We start from the raw sequence: 16564 nt of genomic DNA on the forward strand, positions 1-16564 counted from the left end.
CCCGCCCCCGGCCGATAGATCAAGCGTCGGAAGGGGGCGGCGGTGGTCGTGACTCGTGCGTGGACCGGGCTGGCCGCCCGGCTGCCCGCCGGCGGAGGCCTGCGCGACGAGGACCGGAAGCGCCGGCACCGGCTGCTCACCCTGTTGCTCGCCGGGGGCATCCCGCTGCTCACCATGGTCGGTGCGCTGCAGAACGGTGGCCTCGACGCGGCCTGGTTCCTCAGCGTCGTGCTCGTCCTGCCCTGCGTCATCGCAGCCTCGGTGATGCCCGGCCGGCGGCTGGCGTCGGTCCTGGTCGCGCTCGGCTTCGTCGCCCTGTGCGGCGGCTTCGTGGCGGTCTCGCACGGTCTCACCGAGGCCCACTTCGCCTACTTCGTGGTGGTGGCGGCGCTCGCCCTCTACCGCGACTGGGCGCCCTTCGGCGCCTTCCTGGCCGGCACCGTGCTGCACCACTCGGTGCTCGGCGCGCTCCTCAGCGACCGCACCTACGGCCACCATTCGGCCCAGGCCCACCCGCTGAAGTGGGCGCTGCTGCACGGCCTGGCGGTGCTCGCCGCGGCCACCTTCCAGGTCATCTCGTGGCGGCTCACCGAGATCGAGGAGAAGCGGGCCCAGGTGAACCTGGACGAGAGCCAGGCCCAGATGACCCTGGCCTTCGACGAGACCCCGGTCCCGATGGTCATGTGGTCGCCGGACGGCCGCCTGTTGCGCGCCAACGACGCGTACTTCGCCTGGATGCGCCTGTCGCGGCCGCTGCCGGCCGACTTCCGGATCGAGGACCTGCCGATCACGGCCGAGCCGGGCGAGGAGAACATCTTCGGCGAGGAACTCGCCACCGGTGACGCGGTCACCCTCACCCGGGCCTACCGCCGCACGGACGACGGCTCCCGGATCTGGGTGGAGATCCACAGCAACGGCCTGCGCGACGCCGACGGCCGGCTGCGCCTGATCTTCCTGCACTGCCTGGACGTCACCGGCCCGATGGAGCACCGCGCCGAACTCCAGCGGCAGGTTCGCGTCGACTCGCTGACCGGGCTGCTGTCCCGCCGGGGCTTCGAGGACGACCTGGTCGCGCTGCTCGGGCGCTCGGGCGGCCCGGTCGGCGTCATCTACCTGGACGTGGACCGCTTCAAGGCGATCAACGACGGCGCCGGGCACGCGGCCGGCGACGACGTGCTGCGCGGCGTCGCCGACCGGCTCGGCGTGATCGCGCCGGCCGGCTCGCTGATCGGCCGGCTCGGCGGCGACGAGTTCGTGGTCGGCGTGCCCGGGCCGATGGAGATCGCGGCCGAGGTCGCGCGCTCGGTGGTCGACGCCTTCGGGATGCCGCTGCCGGTGGCCGGCAACATGAGCCGCATCGCGGTCAGCGTGGGCGTGGCCGGCGCCGACCGGCCCGACCTGGCCGAGCACGCGCTGTTGGCCGCCGACACCGCGATGTACGCCGCGAAGAAGGCCGGCGGCAACCGGCTGGCCGTCTTCAACGAGCAGATGCGGGTGGCCGTGAAGCAGCGGATCACCTCCGAGGCCGACCTGCGGCGGGCCCTCGACGGCCCGCTGGACGAGACGCTGCCGGTGTGGTTCCAGCCGATCGCGTCCTCGGCCGGTGGGCGCATCCTCGGGGCCGAGGCGCTGGTCCGCATGCGTACCCCCGACGGGAAGATCCTGGGACCGGGCCACTTCATCCCGGCCGCGGAGGAGACCGGGCTGGTCGTCCCGCTGGGCGAGCACGTCATGGCCACGGCGCTGAGGTGGCTGATGAACTGGCGGCTCGAGCTCGGGTACGTGTCGGTCAACGTGAGCCCGCGGCAGCTGTCCGAGCCCGGCTTCGTGCCCATGGTGGCCCGGCTCCTCGCCGAGCACGGCCTGGACGACCCGTCGCGACTGGTCCTGGAGATCACCGAGACCGCGGTGCTGTCGCTGTCGGACGACCTGCAGAAGCGGCTCGACGCGGTCAAGGCGCTGGGCGTACGCATCGCGCTCGACGATTTCGGCACCGGCTACAGCTCGCTCACCTGGCTCCAGTCGGTGCCGGCCGACGTGGTCAAGCTGGACCGTTCGTTCGTGTCCGGCCTGGCCGGCGACGTGCGCAAGTCGTCGATCATCGTGGCGGTGCTCGGCCTGGCCACCTCGCTGAACATGACCGTGGTGGCCGAGGGAGTCGAGGAGCCGGACGACTGGCGGGCGCTGGCCGCGGCCGGCTGCCCGGCCATCCAGGGCTATCTGGTCAGCCGGCCGGTGCCGCCGCGGGAATTCCAGCGCCTGCTCTGGGAAACGCCTGCCCCCACGGGTGAGCTGCTCGCGCTCTGAGGGGTGTCCTGACCCTCACCAGCGTCCGGTGTGCCGCAAGATCTCGCCGATCACCTGCGGCCACACCGCGCGGGGCGGATATTCGTGCCCCACGCCGTCGAGGGCCACCACCCGGGCGCCGGCCGGCGGGGGCGGCGACCACCGGTCGAGGGTGCCCTGGAGCACCAGGACCGGCGCGGTCACCGGCGCGTCCGGCCGGGGCGCCTCGGCGAACACCAGGCGGTGGTTGACCCGGCTCGACATCAGGTCGACGCTGCGGTCGAAGACCCGCTGGGCCAGCCGCCGCAGCCGGGGCTCGTCGGGCTGGAACGGGCCCGCGCGTTCCTGCACCTCGGAGACGAGCCGGTCGACCGCGGCCCGCCGGTCACCCCATTCGGTGTGCGGCCACGCGGTGAAGGCGGCGGGGGAGACGTAGGTCAGCGACCGGACGCGTTCCGGCTCGGTCGCGGCGAGGTGATGGGCGAGCAGCGTGCCCAGCCCGAAGGCGACCAGGTGGGCGCGCGGCTCGTCGAGGGCGTCGAGCAGGGCCAGGGCGTCGGCGGCCAGGTCGGACCAGGCGTACGGCGGGGCGCCGGGCGGGAACGACGTCGAGCGGCCGGTGTCGCGGTGGTCGTACCGGATCACCCGGCGGCCCCCGGCGGCGAGCCGGCGGCACCACTCGTCGTCCCACCAGTCCATCGCGGACGCCGCCCCGGCGATCAGCAGCACGGGCGGTCCGGGCTGGTGACCGTACGTCTGCACGCACAGGTCGACACCGCCCGCCGGGACCATCGTCTCCTCCGCCATCCCGGCATTCTGGAACAAGATCCTGACAGGTTGATGGGAGGATGAGCGCCGTGCGCATGCCTGATTTGTCGGAATATCAGCCTCACCGTGTCGCGACGGCGTCCTTCGAGGGCGAGAACGTTCCCGGCCTGGTCGCCGAGTTCTACCGGCGGCCGGAGGGGGATCGGATCGCCAGCGTCGGCCGCTATCTGGTGGCGGGGCGCGAGCTGTTCAGAGCCTGGGGGTACGTGGATGAGGAGCACTGCCGCTGGTCCGCGGTGGACGGGCACCCGCCGGTCGGCGGATGCCCCGTGGTCGAGCTGGACCGTGACCCCGGCGGGTCAGTCGTCGGCCTGCGCGTGCGCACGCCGGGCGGTGACTTCCTGAGCACGCGCGATCCGCAGGGAGACGCCGGTGAGGGTGAGCGCGATCGCGAACAGGACCAGGTGGACGACCGGACTGTCGATCGGGACGAAGGCGATGATCGCCACCGGGATCTGGACCACGGCGATCAGGCCGGCCAGCCACCAGCGGCTGGCTCGTGGACTCCAGAGGACGGCCGTCCACACCGGAGCGGTCACGACGATGAGCGTGAGGCCGTCGAGGACGGCGTGCAGGGCCGGGCTGTGCACCGCGTTGTGCGCGAAGGCCTGGGCGGGGGCGGCGAACCAGAGGGCGGCGACGACGAGGGGGATGACGACAGCGGCACGACGCATGGGATCCTCTTCTTTCATCCGAGCGTTACTGAACCGTTGCACTGAGTATCGACGGTACGGACGGTTTGCGACACTCGTCAATGCTTCTCCCGCTTGCGGGGTAATACGATCAATGCCACCGCTATGGCGATGATCGTCCCCGCGAGCAGCGTGCGCGGGCCGACCTCCTCGTCCAGCAGCCACCAGCCGAGCAGGACGGCCACCACCGGGTTGACGAAGGCGTACGTGCCGGTGATCCGGGGTGGGGCATTCTGGAGCAGCCACTCGTAGGCGGTGTAGGCGATCAGGCTGCCGAAGACGATCAGGTACGCCACGGCGAGCAGGCTCACCGTCGTGTCGGACGAGAGCTCGACCCGCCCGAACTCGCCGCCGAGGCCGCCCAGCACGGTCAGCAGCACGCCGGCGCAGATCATCTCCACGGCGCTCGCCAGCAGCGGCTGCTCCGGGCGGGGCGCGTGCCGGCCGTACACCGAGCCGAGCCCCCAGCAGAGCGCGCCACCCAGCGCGACCGCCGCCGAGAGCGGGTCCGGCGGATCGCCGCCGAACGGGTTGACCAGCACGGCCACCCCGGTCACGCCGGCCAGCAGACCGAGGCCGACCGGCAGGCTGATCCGCTCCTTGTCCACGACCCGGCTGCCGATCACGATCCAGAGCGGGATGGTCGCCAGCAGCAGGGCGGCCACGCCCGACGACAGCTCCTGCTCGGCCCAGGTCGCGCCGCCGGTGCCCGCGGCCGGGAGGAGCAGGCCCTGGATCGCGCCGGCCCGCCACTCCCTGGCCGTCGGCCTCCGGTAGCCGGGCCGCCCGCGTCGCCGCCACGCGCACCAGGCGTAGAGGATCAGGCCCGCGGCGAGGAACCGGACGGCGTTCAGCGTCAGCGGCGGCAGATGCCCGACGGCGACCTTCATGGCCAGGTACGTCGAGCCCCAGACCACGTAGACGATCATCAGTGGGCCGAGCAGCGGCATGATCGTGCATTCCCGCTGCGCGGGTGTGCGAATCCTCATACACGCAGCGTGATGTTGCTCCCTGTCCGGTTTGTCGGTTGGTCACTCCGGGTTACGTCGGCTAAGGTCGCGACGTGCGTTTGGCAGAGGTAGCAATGGCGGCAACGGTTACTATGAGTGTGGCTGGGTTAGCTTACGTTGCGTATAACCCGGGCGTGCTGACGGAGCGTGCGTCGACCGTGGCCGACGAGGCGACCTGCCGCGCGGTCGACTCGGCCATCGTGGCGTACGCGTCGGTCCACGGCTCGCCGCCGGGGTCGGTCGACGACCTCAGGCCCTATGTGCGCGGGGATATCGCCGACTACCGCATCGTTCGCGGGGTCGCCGCCGGTCCTGGTTGCGTCTGATCCTTGTTCGGGTGCCTGGTCCTTGTTCGGGTTCAGAACGACAGCATCCCACCGAGCAGGGCCTGCCACAGGAACGCGCCGACCACGCCGTCGACGACGACCGACGGCTCGTCCGCGCGCAGGGTGTGCTGGAACGACCGGACCGCGCCGTCGGTGATCGGCCCGAAGAGCCCGTCGATCCGCGGCGCCCGCGCCGGGTCGCCGGACAGGTTCCGGAACTGGAACTCCTCCTGGATCGCCCGGACCGCCTCGCCGGAGTCGCCACGCCGGCGCGTCATGATCAGGGCCCGCCAGGTGACCGGCCCGACCACGCCGTCCTCGGCCAGATTCCGCTGATGTTGCAGGGCGCGCACCGCCGCGTCCGTGCGGGGACCGAACTCCCCGTCCACCAGAACGGCCCGGCCCTGCTCGCGCAGCAGGTACTGCAGCGTGGGAACCGGATGTGCCTTGTCGCCGCGGTGCACCACCGGCCAGGGCTGCAACATGTTGATCGCTCCTTCTCCGGGACCGTCCATCCGGGGTCATCCTGTCGCCCACCCGACACGAATGGAAACTCTCAGTCAGGTGACCGACACTCTGCGCTTCGGTAACGCCCGTGGGATGTATGTCCCGCCGCGCCGCATGATCGGACAGAGACATGAACCGAACGGTTCTTACCCTGGAGTCCTTCGGGGACGATCCTTTCTGGACATGAGCCCGCTGACAAAGGTGCTGATCGGCCTGGCCGCCGCAGCCCTGTCCCTCTGCCTGTGCGGCGGCATCGTCGCCGTGATCAACGGATCCGGGCCGTCCGCCCCCGACAGCCGGGCCGCCGACGCCGCCCGCCGACTCCGAGGACGAGGACGACTCCGTCTACTACGCCAACTGCACCGCCGTCCGTGACGCCGGCAAGGCCCCGATCCGCAGAGGCCAGCCCGGCTACAGCCGGAAGCTCGACCGCGACGGCGACGGCGTCGCCTGCGAGAAGTGACGTCCTGAGCCGGCGGCTCGCGAATGTCGCGGACGTTACAGATCGTTTGTTGTGGCCGGCGCGACGGTGTCGGGGAACCTGGACTCACGCCTCCGAGACGTGCCGGGAGGGCGACGTGAGTGTGCTGGGTCCGGTTCTCGCCCTGATCGGTGTGGTGGTCGGCGGGGCGCTGTCGTTCATCTTCGCGTTTGTCGGTGAGAGTCGCCGGGAGCGCTGGGCCTTGCGCCGTGAGTGGCGCGAGCGCAAGTTGCAGGCCTACAGCGGCTATCTCGCCGACTGCAAACGGCTGCGCGATCTGGCGCAGCGCCTGGCCGCCGGGGTCGGGCTCGACGATCAGGCCCCGCCCTTGCCCCGCTCGGAGAACCTGGAGCCGCTGGCCGAGGCGAACATGGCCCGTAGCGCCTCGTTCGAGACGGTCAGCCTGGTCGGCGGAAAGGACGTCGTCGAGGCGGGGCGCCGGCTCAACGTGGCGCTGTGGCGGCTGGAATGGTTCGCCCGCGGCTTCCTCGACGACACCGACACGGTGGGCTGGTCCGAGGCGATGGCCGGGTACTTCGCCGCGATCAACGACTTCCACCGATGCGCCCGCTGCGACCTGGCCGTGGCGGGCGAGTTCTCACCCCGGACCGCCGAGACCTCGCCGCGGATCCTCTACGAGCGCGACCGTCGGCTTCGCGACTGCTGAGCGTCTTCGGGCGCGACCACTCACTCAGGTCGCAGGGGGCGCCCATCGTTCTGGACGCGCAGCGGCCAGATGGGTGGCCGCTGCCCTCGGCGGGAGCAGCGGTCTGTACCACCCACCGGGCTACGACATCCGGCTCTTGAAGTTGATCTTCGGGGCGGCCTTATAACATCGGCGGGTAGGCGAAGCGAACCATGGAGAGCGGGACGTAATGAGCGCGGAGACACTGGAGTTTCAGGCCGAGGCGCGGCAGTTGCTGCAGTTGATGGTCCACTCGATCTATTCGAACAAGGACATCTTCCTGCGGGAGCTCATCTCGAACTCGTCGGATGCGCTGGACAAGCTGCGGCTGGCCACGTTGCGGGACGGGGTCGAGGCGGACACCTCGGATCTGCACATCCGGATCACCGTGGACAAAGAGGCGCGGACGTTGACCGTGGCCGACAACGGGATCGGGATGACGCGGGACGAGGTGGTGTCGCTGATCGGGACCATCGCCAAGTCGGGGACCGCCGAGATGTTGCGGCAGCTCAAGGAGTCGGGGGACGCCAAGGAGCTGATCGGGCAGTTCGGGGTGGGGTTCTACTCGACGTTCATGGTCGCCGACCGGGTGACGCTGGTGTCGCGCAAGGCCGGCACGGACGACCCGGGCACGCGGTGGGAGTCGGGGGGTGAAGGGACGTACACGATCGAGGAGGTCGCGGACGCGCCGGCCGGCACCTCGGTGACCGTGCACCTGCGGCCGGCCGACGAGGAGGACGCGCTCTTCGACTACGCCGACGAGTGGAAGATCAAGGGGATCGTCAAGAAGTTCTCCGACTTCATCGCGTTCCCGATCCGGTTCGGCGACGGCGACGAGCCGATCAACTCGATGAAGGCGCTCTGGGCGCGGCCTCGATCCGACGTGAAGGACGAGGAGTACCACGAGTTCTACCGGCACATCAGCCACGACTGGACCGACCCGCTCGAGATCATCAACATGAAGGCCGAGGGCACGTTCGAGTACGAGGCGTTGCTCTTCATCCCGTCGCGCGCCCCGCACGACCTGTTCCAGCGGGACGGGCAGCGCGGCCTCCAGCTCTACGTGAAGCGCGTCTTCATCATGGACGACAGCCGTGAGCTGATGCCCGACTACCTGCGCTTCGTCAAGGGCGTGGTGGACGCGGCCGACCTGTCGCTGAACATCTCGCGGGAGATCCTCCAGCAGGACCGGCACATCCAGATGATCCGCCGCCGGCTGGTCAAGAAGGTGCTGTCCACGATCAAGGACCTGCAGGCCTCGCAGCCGGAGAAGTACGCGACGCTGTGGCGCGAGTTCGGCCGGGCCATCAAGGAGGGCCTGCTCGCCGAGCCCGACAACCACCGCGCCATCCTCGACGTCGCGTCGTTCTCGTCGACGCATGGCGCCGACCCCACGACGTTGGCTGATTACGTGGCGCGGATGAAGGAAGGCCAGGAGGAGATCTACTTCCTGACCGGCGAGTCGCGCAGCCAGGTCGAGAACTCCCCGCACATGGAGGCGTTCCAGGCCCAGGGCTACGAGGTGCTGCTGCTCACCGACCCGGTCGACGAGATCTGGGTCGAGGCGGTCCCTTCCTACGACGAGAAGAAGTTCCAGTCGATCGCCCGCGGCAATGTCGATCTTCCGGCCAAGGCCGAGGAACCCCCCACCGAAGGCTTCGACCCGCTGCTGGGCTTCCTCAAGGGCGCGCTGGAGGAGCAGGTCAAGGAGGTACGCCTGTCCCACCGTCTGACCACGTCGGCCGCCTGCCTGGTCAGCGACACCGACGACATCACGCCCACGCTGGAGAAGATGTACCGCGCGATGGGCCAGGAGGTGCCGCACGTCAAGCGCATCCTCGAGCTCAACCCGGCCCACCCGCTGGTCACCGGCCTGCGCACCGCCCACGAGAGCCGCCCCGAGGACGCCGCGCTGACCGAGACGGCCGAGCTCCTCTACGGCACCGCGCTGCTGGCCGAGGGCGGCGACCTCGACGACCCGGCCCGCTTCGCGAAACTGCTCGCCGACCGCCTCTCGAAGACCCTGTAGACAATCGATGTCGTGGCGGGGCGGTGGGTACAGACCGCCGCTCCCGCCGAGGGCCCGTCCGGGCGGCCGCACGCTCCGCTTCCGCGGCCGCCCTCCGCGCGACGTGCGTGAGCGGTTGCGCTCACCTACTTCGCGTTCTCCGGTCAGGAGCGGGTCAGTTCCCTGATCCGGTCCATGGCCGCGATCGCGTCGGCCCGGTTGCGACGACCCAGCCCGCAGCTCGTGGACACGTCGGTGGCACCGCCGACCGCGTCCTCGACGTAACCCCGGATCCGCAACTGGGTGGCCAGGTCCTGCCGCTCGTGGGCATAGCCGGCCACGAACCGGGCGCCGCCCAGCCGGAGGCCGGACAGCGGCCGGTAGAAGGCCGGATCGTCCACCGGCGGTGCCACGGCCGCCGCGAGCGGGGCGTGCACATAGTGCAGTGGCCGGGTCGACGGCCAGCGTGCCGCCAGCGCGTTGGCCAGCTGCACCAGCGGTCCGGCGTCGCCCAGGCGCCCGAGGGCCCGGTGGTTCAGGTCGCCCAGGCACAGGTGCACGCCGAAGCGGGCGCCCGCCGGAGCGCCCAGCGCCAGGGCCGCCACGCGGTCGGCGAGCAGCCGGGCCAGCGCCTTCCGCGCGGGGCGGGGTGACCGGGCCAGCAGGATCATCTCGGCCGGGATCTCGATCTGGAACAGCACCTCGCCGCCGGCCAGCGCGTGCAGCTCGTGCATGGTCAGCGACAGCGCCTCGGCGAACACCCGGACGTGCCGCATCATCCCGGCCGGCCCGAACGTGAACATCGCCAGGTCGAGCGCCCCGGGGATGCCCACCTGGAACGTCGCGGCCGGCCGGAGCTCCCGGAACACCGGCAGCGACGCGCGCGCCGCGGCCACGATCCCCAGGTCCAGGGCGGCGCCGTAGAGCCGCTCACCCGGCCGTACCCGGAACCGCGGGGTCGTGTCGTAGTCCGACCAGTCGCCGTCCCGGACCGTCTCGAACCGCGGATGCTCGCGGAAGCCGTCGAGCATGCTCTTGATCCAGTCGCGGCGCTCGCCGGTCTCGCCGTCCGGCATGAAGTCCAGGTCCGGACCGAGCCGGTCAACGGCCAGCCGCATCGCGTCGGCGGCGTCGGTGCCCGGGATGCTGCCGACGAGCAGGGCCCGCCGGGTGTCGAGAAGTTGGTGGCTCACCCCGACAACAACGTCGGCCACAGATTCCGTTCAAGCCGGTCGGCGTTCCTGCCCGGACACACCTCGGGTCCGGGACGGGAGGGACAACCACCGCCTCCGCCTCGTTCAACAAGCCATGGAGATGTAGATCAGGATCAAGAGCGGGATGTCGTAGCGGGGTGGGTGGTACAGACCGCTGCTCCCGCCGAGGGCCCGTCCGGGCGGCCGCACGCTTCGCTTCCGCGGCCACCCTCCGCGCGACGTGCGTGAGCGGTTGCGCGCAAACCCCGTGCGGGTGATTGGCACGTCGCGGGATTGACGCTGGTGGCGTCGGCCCGAAGCCTCGGTGGGTTCCATCGGCTCCGATGTGGAGGACGCGTGCGGATCGAGCTCGAGTGTGTCGATGATGACGAGGGTGAGCTGGAGGCGTTCCTCCGGCAGGACCCGCGCCTGGACGATGCGTCGATCGTGCGGGGACAGCCCGCCGTCCGCCCGGGTGAGCTGGGCGCGCAGGAGATCCTGGAGCTGATCGGGACCAACGTCGGGCTGGGGCTGGTCGCCAACGCGTTGTACGAGTTCCTGCGGAACAGACGCGGGAAGCCGGTGCGGTTGCGGCTCACCCGGACCGATCTGCCCGGCGGCGCGCGAGAACGTGCGGCGGCTGGCGTCCGAGCTGGCCGACGACAAGGTGTGGGGCCTGTCGCGGCCGATGCGCCTGATCGAGCTGCTCGACCCCGACCGGGCCACCGTGCTGGCCACCGTCGCCGACGCCGGGCAGCTGGTCGGGCGGCAGGGGATGCTGCTCCTCTACTTCGTGGGCCATGCCGAACCGGCCGGTGGCGAGCTGTGCCTGGCCATGCGCGACGCCGACCGGCAGAACCCGCGCGCCACGATGGTTCCGGTGGCGCGCCGCCGCCGCGGCCCTGCCCGAGAGCAACCGCCGGCGCTCTACGCCAACCCGCGCTACCTGGGCTCGCACTCGTTCGTCGGGCAGGCCAGCTGGAGGCGCTCGACGACTGGGCGGGCCCGGCCCAGCCGCACGCGATCCTGCTGTTCGAGGCGATCGGCGGCACCGGCAAGAGCATGCTGACCTGGCAGTGGGCCCCACCTGGTGCTCAGCGAACTGCGGTCCCGGCCGTGGCTCCTGGTGCTGGACGGCCTGGAGCGCGTGCTCGTGGCCTATCACCGGATAGACGCCGGTCAGCTCGCTGATGAGCGCGGGGACAGCTCGACCGCTGGGCGTCCGACCCGAATCATGGCGGCCGGCTCGACCTCGGCCTGGTCCAGAAGCGAAATCACATCCTGTCGACCGCGCTCGACGGGCTGCCCGACGCGAGCAGGCAACTGTCGGCCCTCAGCCTGCTGGTCGACGCGTTCGACTACGCGACGCTGCAGGGGCTCAACCCGCACCGCCCGCCCGCGCCCGAGCATGTCGAGCGACGTCGCCGAGGCGATCGCGGAGTTGCGAAGGAGCAGGACGCCCGGGCCGCCGCCAGTTGAGTGACCCACGTTGCGCTGGGATGCGTGCGGGCGTGGGGGACTTCGGGGAACTGGTGGGGGACATGCCGCTCTGGACGGACGGGCTAGTCGGATCTGGGGGCGGTCTCGCGGTTCGCCGAGGCTCGGAAGCCGGCTGCTTTGTGCGTACCGTCGCAGAAGGGTTTGATCGCTGATCTTCCGCAGCGGCACAGGGCCACGGTGGGGCGGCCGGCGTCGATGACGGTGCCGTCGGGGGTTTGCAGGGTGAAGTCGCCGCGGATGATCAGCGGGCCGTCCTCGTAGGGAGTGATGGTTGAGGCCATGACGGCGGGATTGCCTGAGCGCAATGGTTGAAACGTACGTTTATCTGGAAGATCCTCGGGCAGCCAAACCGGCATGAAGCTTCCGGGACCGCGTGGCGCCGCCTCCGCGGCGGTGATCGATCTGCTCGCGGGGCGGGTGGCCGGGCTGCCGCGTCAGCTCGAGCCGGACGACGACGACGACCTGCAGCTCGCGTTGTTCGTCTGCTACGAGCTGGCCTACCGCGGCTGGGACGGGGTGGACGACACCTGGGAGTGGGACCCAGGGCTGCTCGGGGCGCGCGCCACGCTGGAGGCGCGGTTCGAGAGCGACCTGTACGCGCTGGTGGGGCCCCCGGAGCCGGTCGACCCGGCCGAGGTGCCGCAGCGGCTGATCGAGCTCACCGAGTCCGACGACGGGCCGCCGCTGTCCAAGTATCTGCGCGGCCGGGCCACCCACGACCAGTTCCGGGAGTTCGTCCAGCTCCGGTCGGTCTACCACCTGCGTGAGGCCGATCCGCACACCTGGGCGATCCCGCGGCTGGCCGGCAAGCCCAAGGCGGCCCTGATCGAGATCCAGATCGACGAGTACGGCGGCGGCGTCGCCCCGCGCATGCACCAGGAGCTGTTCAAGCAGACGATGAGCTGGTTCGGGCTCGACCTCACCTACGGCGCGTACGTCGACCTGGCGGGCGCCCCGACACTGGCCAACAACAACGTGATGTCGCTGTTCGGAATGCACCGGAAGCGGCGCGGGGCCCTGGTCGGGCACCTGGCCGCGTACGAGATGACCTCGACCGCGCCCAACCGCAACTACGGCAACGGCCTGCGCCGCCTCGGCGGTGACGCCGCCGCGATCGCCTTCTACGACGAGCACGTGGAGGCCGACGCGGTGCACGAGCAGATCGCCGCGCACGACCTGTGCGGAAGCTTCGCGGCGGCCGAGCCGGAGCGGGCCGGCGACGTGCTGTTCGGCGCCCGCTGCGCGCTGGCCCTGGACAACCGCTGGGCCGGCGCCCTGTTGGAGGCGTGGCGATGAGGCCGGAGGCGTGGCAATGAGGCCGGAGGCGTGGCGATGCGGGTCGTAGTCGTCGGCGCGTCCGGCAACGCGGGGACGGCGTTGCTGCGGCGGCTCGCGCGGGAACCGGGCGTCGAGGTCGTCGGGGTGTCGCGCCGGGTGCCCGCCGCCCCCACGGTCGAGTGGCACTCGCGCGACATCGGCGACGGTGATCTGGCCGGTGTCTTCGCCGGCGCCGACGCGGTGGTGCAGCTGGCCTGGCAGATCCAGCCCAGCCACGACCGGCGGCAGCTCTTCCGGACCAACGTGCTCGGCACCCGCAACGTGGTCGCGGCGGCGCTGGCGGCGGGCGTACGGTCGCTGATCGTCGCGTCGTCGGTCGGCGCCTACGCACCCGGTCCGAAGGACGCGTACGTCACCGAGGACTGGCCGGCCACCGGCATCGTCGAGTCGTCCTACAGCACCCACAAGGCGCTGGTCGAGAAGCTGCTGGACGACGTCGAGCGGGAGCAGTCCGGGCTGCGGATCGTCCGGCTGCGCCCGGGGCTGATCTTCCAGCGCACGGCCGGCACCGAGATCGCGCGCTACTTCGCCGGGCCGCTGCTGCCCGTGGGCCTGCTGCGGGCGCAGCGGATCCCGCTGCTGCCCGGTCACCCTGACCTGCGGGTCCAGGCGGTGCACGCCGATGACGTCGCCGACGCGTACGCGAAAGCCCTGCTCGCCGATGTTCGGGGGCCGTTCAACGTCGCCGCGGCCCCGGTGCTCGACACCCGGCTCGCGGCGCGGATGTTCCGAGGGGTACGCGTGCCCGTGCCCGGCGTGGCCCTGCGGGCGGCGGCCGACCTGACGTGGCGGCTGCGGCTGCAACCGGTCGACGCGGGCTGGGTGGTGATGGGGCTGAAGGCGCCGCTGATGTCGTGCGACCGCATCGCCCGTGAGCTGGGCTGGGCCCCGGTCCACGACGCCGGGTCGACGCTGCGCGAGTTCATCGCGGGGTTCGCCGAGCGGGCCCACGACGACACCCCGCCGATGTCCGGCGACCCGGAACTGGCCGGCCGTCCCCGCGGCCTGCTGCGCGGGCGGCTCCCGGGGACGGGCAACCCGTACTGATCGATCCGTGTCAGAATCCCGCGCGTGAACGAGTCTTCCTTTACCGAGCTGACCACTGTGGTGGCGCCGCCCGCGACCCCCTATCTTGGCGACGGAAGCTGGGACGGGTTGGTCGAAGAACTCGGCACGGCGCTGCCCGCGGAGTACGTCGCCCTGATGAAGCGCTACGGCGGCGGGTCCTGGCTGCACTTTCTGTACTTCTACACACCCCTGCGGATCAACCGGTTCCTCAACCGCGCGCGGAACTTCGCCAAAGGCTACGTCTACCAACAGGAACTCGTGATCGACGCCGGCGCGACGCCGATGCAGGTCTGGCCCGAGCCGGGCGGGTTCCTGCCGTTCGCGAACGACGCCAACGCCGGCACGCTGGGCTGGGTCATGACCGGGCCGCCGGACGAGTGGCCGCTGCTGCTGGTGAGCCGGGAGCACTGGGACTTTCCGTTGCCCGGCGGGCTGGTCGACACGCTGCTGGACTGGGCGCGCGGCGGCCGGCCGGTGTCCGAGTTCCCGGTGCTGGGCGGGGACGACGATCTGGTGCAGGAGGCGGTGTTCACGCCCTGGGACGCCGGCGCCGCCTGGTGATCATCGTTCAGAGGCGGGGATCGGTCAGCCAGGAACGGGGGCCGGGATGCTGGACCCGGATCGCGGCCACCCGGATGGCCTCGTCGAGGGCGTCAAGGAAGCCGGTGGCCCGGGCGATCGCCACGGCCAGGGCGCCATGGAAGGCATCGCCCGCGCCGGCGGTGTCGGCCGCGTCGACGGTGGGGACGGGGCGTTCGCCGGATTCGGTTCCTGACCACCAGCGCACGGGCGCGGGGCCGTCGGTGACCGCGACGTGCGGGGCCACCGACCGCAGCGGGCCGCCGCCGGGCAGGTGGAAGCCGGCCGACGCGGCCACCACGTCGGCGTGGGGAAGTACCTCGGCGAAGACGGGTCGCCAGTGGCCGGCGTCCACGACCAGGGTGCCGGCACCGGCGGCGGCCGCGCGGGCCAGCACCGGATGGTGACCGTCGACCAGGACCACGCCGGACAGGTCGCACGGGGGCATGCTCAGGGTGAGCGCGCCGGCGTTACGGCTGACGATGCTGCGCCGGCCGGTGCCCTCCTCCACGGTCACGGCCGACAGGGGCGGTGGCTCGGTCGAGGAAGCGGCGGCGTCGAGCAGGCTCACTCCGTACCCGTCGAGGTCTTGCTTGATCAGATCGCCCAGCGGGTGGGCGCCGATCGCGGTGACCAGGGTGACCTCGGCGCCCAGCACGGCCGCCGTCACCGCGGCGTTCAGGGCCGGGCCGCCCGCCGCGACCGTGACCGAGGTGGCCTGCGCCTTCTCGTCGGGGCCGGGGATCCGGGGCACGCGGTGCACCAGGTCCACGGTGGACAGCCCGACGCAGGTGATTCTCACCGGGGCAGCAGGGTTCCGGTCAGGCCGGCGCAGTAGTCGAGCAGCGCGTCCTGCAACTCGGCACGCATCGTCGCGGCGGCCGGTCGCTCCTCGCGCATGTTGTAGAAGTAACGGCCGGTCACCTTGGCCGACGGGTCGTCACTCACCGCCAGCCAGGCCTGCGTGCGGGTGCCCTCGTCGAGCTTGCCGGGCGCGCCGGCGCCGCCCATCCGGGTCGCGATCCAGCCCGGGTCGACGGCGTTGGCCAGCACGCCGGGCCAGTGTCGCGCCACCGCGAAGGCCAGCACCACGTCCCACAGCTTGGTGTCGCTGTAGGCGCCGCTCCCGCTCCACCGCCGCGACGTCCACTGCGGGTCGTCGAGCGTGGCCCGCCCGCCCTGGTGCATGCCCGAGCTGAGGTAGACCAGCCGGCCGGGGCGGGAGATCAGGCAGGTCAACAGATAGGGCGCGAGTACGTTCACCGCGAAGTGTTTCTCGAGCCCGTCCGCGGTCTCCTCGCGCCGCCGTGCCGTGTAGCCGATGCCGGCGTTGTGCACGATCGCGTCGTACGGCCCGGCCCGCTCGGCCTGGGTCGCCACCTCGAGCGTCGCGGCCGTGGTGGCCAGGTCGCCGACGACCACCGCGGCCACCTCGGGCGCGGCGGCCCGGATGTCGTCGGCCCGCTGCTCGTTGCGCGCGTGCAGGACGACCTCATGACCCTCGGCGAGCAACCGCCGGCCGAGACCCAGCCCGAGCCCGTCCGCCGAACCGGTGACAAAGATCCGCGCCATGCCCGCGAGCCTACCCAGCGGCCATGAAACGATGCGGCGATGCGGACCCCCCGGTTGGAGATCGAGTACTGCACGCAGTGCCGGTGGTTGATGCGGGCCGCCTGGACCGCGCAGGAGTTGTTGACGACGTTCCCGAAGGATCTGGGCGAGGTGGCGCTGGTGCCGGGGATCGGCGGGGTGTTCGAGATCCGGCTCGACGGCGAGACGATCTGGTCACGTCAGGAGAGCGGTTTCCCGGAGCTGGCCGAACTCAAGCGGCTGGTGCGGGACCGGGTCGCGCCGGACCGGGATCTTGGTCACTCCGACCGGAAGGCGGAGTAGCCCGTCAGTTGCGGGCCAGCTCGGAGAAGAACGTGCCGATGTTGCGGAACACGTTGGCCACCCCGTCGCCGAGACTCTGGGCGATGTCGGCCGCGGGGCCCGGGTTGGTCCCGATGTAGAAGATGAGCAGGATGATGGCCACCCAGCCCAGAATCTTCTTCATGTGGTGA

General features: G+C 71.3%; 20 protein-coding genes and 1 pseudogene. 12 read left to right on the forward strand and 9 right to left on the reverse strand.

The window, feature by feature from the left end; genetic code table 11:
- Window positions 1-42: 42 nt before the first annotated feature.
- The gene (locus AB0M54_RS20875) at window positions 43-2307 is read left to right on the forward strand and encodes an EAL domain-containing protein (protein WP_364473138.1); all 2265 of its coding nucleotides are present in this window, start codon (window positions 43-45) and stop codon (window positions 2305-2307) included.
- A gap of 15 nt (window positions 2308-2322) precedes the next feature.
- On the opposite strand, the gene AB0M54_RS20880 is transcribed toward AB0M54_RS20875, so the two are convergent.
- From AB0M54_RS20880 to AB0M54_RS20890, 3 genes are all read right to left on the reverse strand, one after another.
- Entirely contained in the window at window positions 2323-3093 is a 771-nt protein-coding gene (locus AB0M54_RS20880; protein ID WP_364325890.1) for an alpha/beta hydrolase, read from the reverse strand.
- A 320-nt stretch (window positions 3094-3413) separates the two neighbouring features.
- Window positions 3414-3788 carry a hypothetical protein gene (locus AB0M54_RS20885; RefSeq protein ID WP_364325887.1) on the reverse strand — a complete coding sequence of 125 codons (375 nt, stop codon included), beginning with the start codon at window positions 3786-3788 and terminating at the stop codon, window positions 3414-3416.
- A 77-nt stretch (window positions 3789-3865) separates the two neighbouring features.
- Window positions 3866-4795 carry an EamA family transporter gene (locus AB0M54_RS20890; protein ID WP_364473140.1) on the reverse strand — a complete coding sequence of 310 codons (930 nt, stop codon included), beginning with the start codon at window positions 4793-4795 and terminating at the stop codon, window positions 3866-3868.
- A gap of 155 nt (window positions 4796-4950) precedes the next feature.
- On the opposite strand from AB0M54_RS20890, the gene AB0M54_RS20895 reads away from it, so the two are divergent.
- Complete coding sequence (locus tag AB0M54_RS20895; protein ID WP_364325881.1) at window positions 4951-5142, forward strand: hypothetical protein; 192 nt, start codon at window positions 4951-4953, stop codon at window positions 5140-5142.
- A gap of 32 nt (window positions 5143-5174) precedes the next feature.
- Here the strand turns inward: AB0M54_RS20895 and AB0M54_RS20900 are convergent, their stop codons facing one another.
- On the reverse strand, window positions 5175-5627 hold the full coding sequence (locus tag AB0M54_RS20900) for a peptidoglycan-binding protein (RefSeq protein WP_364325879.1): 453 nt from the start codon (window positions 5625-5627) through the stop codon (window positions 5175-5177).
- A gap of 205 nt (window positions 5628-5832) precedes the next feature.
- Here AB0M54_RS20900 and AB0M54_RS20905 point away from each other — a divergent pair, with 205 nt between their 5' ends.
- The 4 genes from AB0M54_RS20905 (at window position 5833) to htpG (ending at window position 8844) form a co-directional block, all read left to right on the forward strand.
- Entirely contained in the window at window positions 5833-6024 is a 192-nt protein-coding gene (locus tag AB0M54_RS20905; protein ID WP_364473142.1) for a hypothetical protein, read from the forward strand.
- A gap of 16 nt (window positions 6025-6040) precedes the next feature.
- A complete protein-coding gene (locus tag AB0M54_RS20910; RefSeq protein WP_364473276.1) occupies window positions 6041-6112 on the forward strand; it encodes an excalibur calcium-binding domain-containing protein in 72 nt (23 codons plus the stop codon).
- Between the two features lie 115 nt (window positions 6113-6227).
- Window positions 6228-6797 carry a hypothetical protein gene (locus AB0M54_RS20915; RefSeq protein WP_364325873.1) on the forward strand — a complete coding sequence of 190 codons (570 nt, stop codon included), beginning with the start codon at window positions 6228-6230 and terminating at the stop codon, window positions 6795-6797.
- 208 nt (window positions 6798-7005) lie between these two features.
- Window positions 7006-8844, forward strand: a complete 1839-nt coding sequence (gene htpG / locus AB0M54_RS20920; protein WP_364473144.1) for a molecular chaperone HtpG — start codon at window positions 7006-7008, stop codon at window positions 8842-8844.
- A 143-nt stretch (window positions 8845-8987) separates the two neighbouring features.
- Here htpG and AB0M54_RS20925 read toward each other — a convergent pair whose 3' ends face one another.
- A complete protein-coding gene (locus AB0M54_RS20925; protein ID WP_364473146.1) occupies window positions 8988-10037 on the reverse strand; it encodes a hypothetical protein in 1050 nt (349 codons plus the stop codon).
- 336 nt (window positions 10038-10373) lie between these two features.
- Between AB0M54_RS20925 and AB0M54_RS20930 the strand changes: the two are divergent.
- Both AB0M54_RS20930 and AB0M54_RS20935 read left to right on the forward strand, forming a co-directional pair.
- Window positions 10374-10613: pseudogene (locus tag AB0M54_RS20930) on the forward strand (hypothetical protein); the annotation flags it as partial.
- Between the two features lie 34 nt (window positions 10614-10647).
- The gene (locus tag AB0M54_RS20935; protein WP_364473282.1) at window positions 10648-11085 is read left to right on the forward strand and encodes a hypothetical protein; all 438 of its coding nucleotides are present in this window, start codon (window positions 10648-10650) and stop codon (window positions 11083-11085) included.
- Between the two features lie 493 nt (window positions 11086-11578).
- Here the strand turns inward: AB0M54_RS20935 and AB0M54_RS20940 are convergent, their stop codons facing one another.
- Window positions 11579-11872 (reverse strand): CDGSH iron-sulfur domain-containing protein, encoded by a 294-nt coding sequence (locus tag AB0M54_RS20940; protein WP_364473148.1) that lies wholly within the window; start codon window positions 11870-11872, stop codon window positions 11579-11581.
- On the opposite strand from AB0M54_RS20940, the gene AB0M54_RS20945 reads away from it, so the two are divergent.
- The 3 genes from AB0M54_RS20945 to AB0M54_RS20955 are packed head-to-tail and all read left to right on the forward strand — an operon-like array spanning window position 11871 to window position 14483.
- The gene (locus AB0M54_RS20945) at window positions 11871-12812 is read left to right on the forward strand and encodes an iron-containing redox enzyme family protein (RefSeq protein WP_364473150.1); all 942 of its coding nucleotides are present in this window, start codon (window positions 11871-11873) and stop codon (window positions 12810-12812) included. The two genes, AB0M54_RS20940 and AB0M54_RS20945, sit on opposite strands and share 2 nt — an antisense overlap.
- A gap of 36 nt (window positions 12813-12848) precedes the next feature.
- A complete protein-coding gene (locus AB0M54_RS20950; RefSeq protein ID WP_364473152.1) occupies window positions 12849-13901 on the forward strand; it encodes an NAD-dependent epimerase/dehydratase family protein in 1053 nt (350 codons plus the stop codon).
- 24 nt (window positions 13902-13925) lie between these two features.
- Window positions 13926-14483 (forward strand): SMI1/KNR4 family protein, encoded by a 558-nt coding sequence (locus AB0M54_RS20955; protein WP_364325854.1) that lies wholly within the window; start codon window positions 13926-13928, stop codon window positions 14481-14483.
- Window positions 14484-14490: 7 nt separating this feature from the next.
- Here AB0M54_RS20955 and AB0M54_RS20960 read toward each other — a convergent pair whose 3' ends face one another.
- Both AB0M54_RS20960 and AB0M54_RS20965 read right to left on the reverse strand, forming a co-directional pair.
- Window positions 14491-15303 (reverse strand): PfkB family carbohydrate kinase, encoded by an 813-nt coding sequence (locus AB0M54_RS20960; protein ID WP_364473154.1) that lies wholly within the window; start codon window positions 15301-15303, stop codon window positions 14491-14493.
- Window positions 15300-16073 (reverse strand): SDR family NAD(P)-dependent oxidoreductase, encoded by a 774-nt coding sequence (locus tag AB0M54_RS20965; protein WP_364325848.1) that lies wholly within the window; start codon window positions 16071-16073, stop codon window positions 15300-15302. Before AB0M54_RS20965 ends, AB0M54_RS20960 begins: the two co-directional genes overlap by 4 nt.
- A 39-nt stretch (window positions 16074-16112) precedes the next feature.
- Here AB0M54_RS20965 and AB0M54_RS20970 point away from each other — a divergent pair, with 39 nt between their 5' ends.
- Window positions 16113-16394: a SelT/SelW/SelH family protein gene (locus AB0M54_RS20970; RefSeq protein WP_364325845.1), complete on the forward strand. Its 282-nt coding sequence runs from the start codon at window positions 16113-16115 to the stop codon at window positions 16392-16394.
- A 4-nt stretch (window positions 16395-16398) separates the two neighbouring features.
- Here AB0M54_RS20970 and AB0M54_RS20975 read toward each other — a convergent pair whose 3' ends face one another.
- Window positions 16399-16557, reverse strand: a complete 159-nt coding sequence (locus AB0M54_RS20975; protein WP_364325842.1) for a hypothetical protein — start codon at window positions 16555-16557, stop codon at window positions 16399-16401.
- Window positions 16558-16564 lie beyond the last annotated feature (7 nt).

Origin of the sequence: Actinoplanes sp. NPDC051470 (genome assembly GCF_040682035.1) — a bacterium.
In the GTDB taxonomy this organism is placed as follows: domain Bacteria; phylum Actinomycetota; class Actinomycetes; order Mycobacteriales; family Micromonosporaceae; genus Actinoplanes.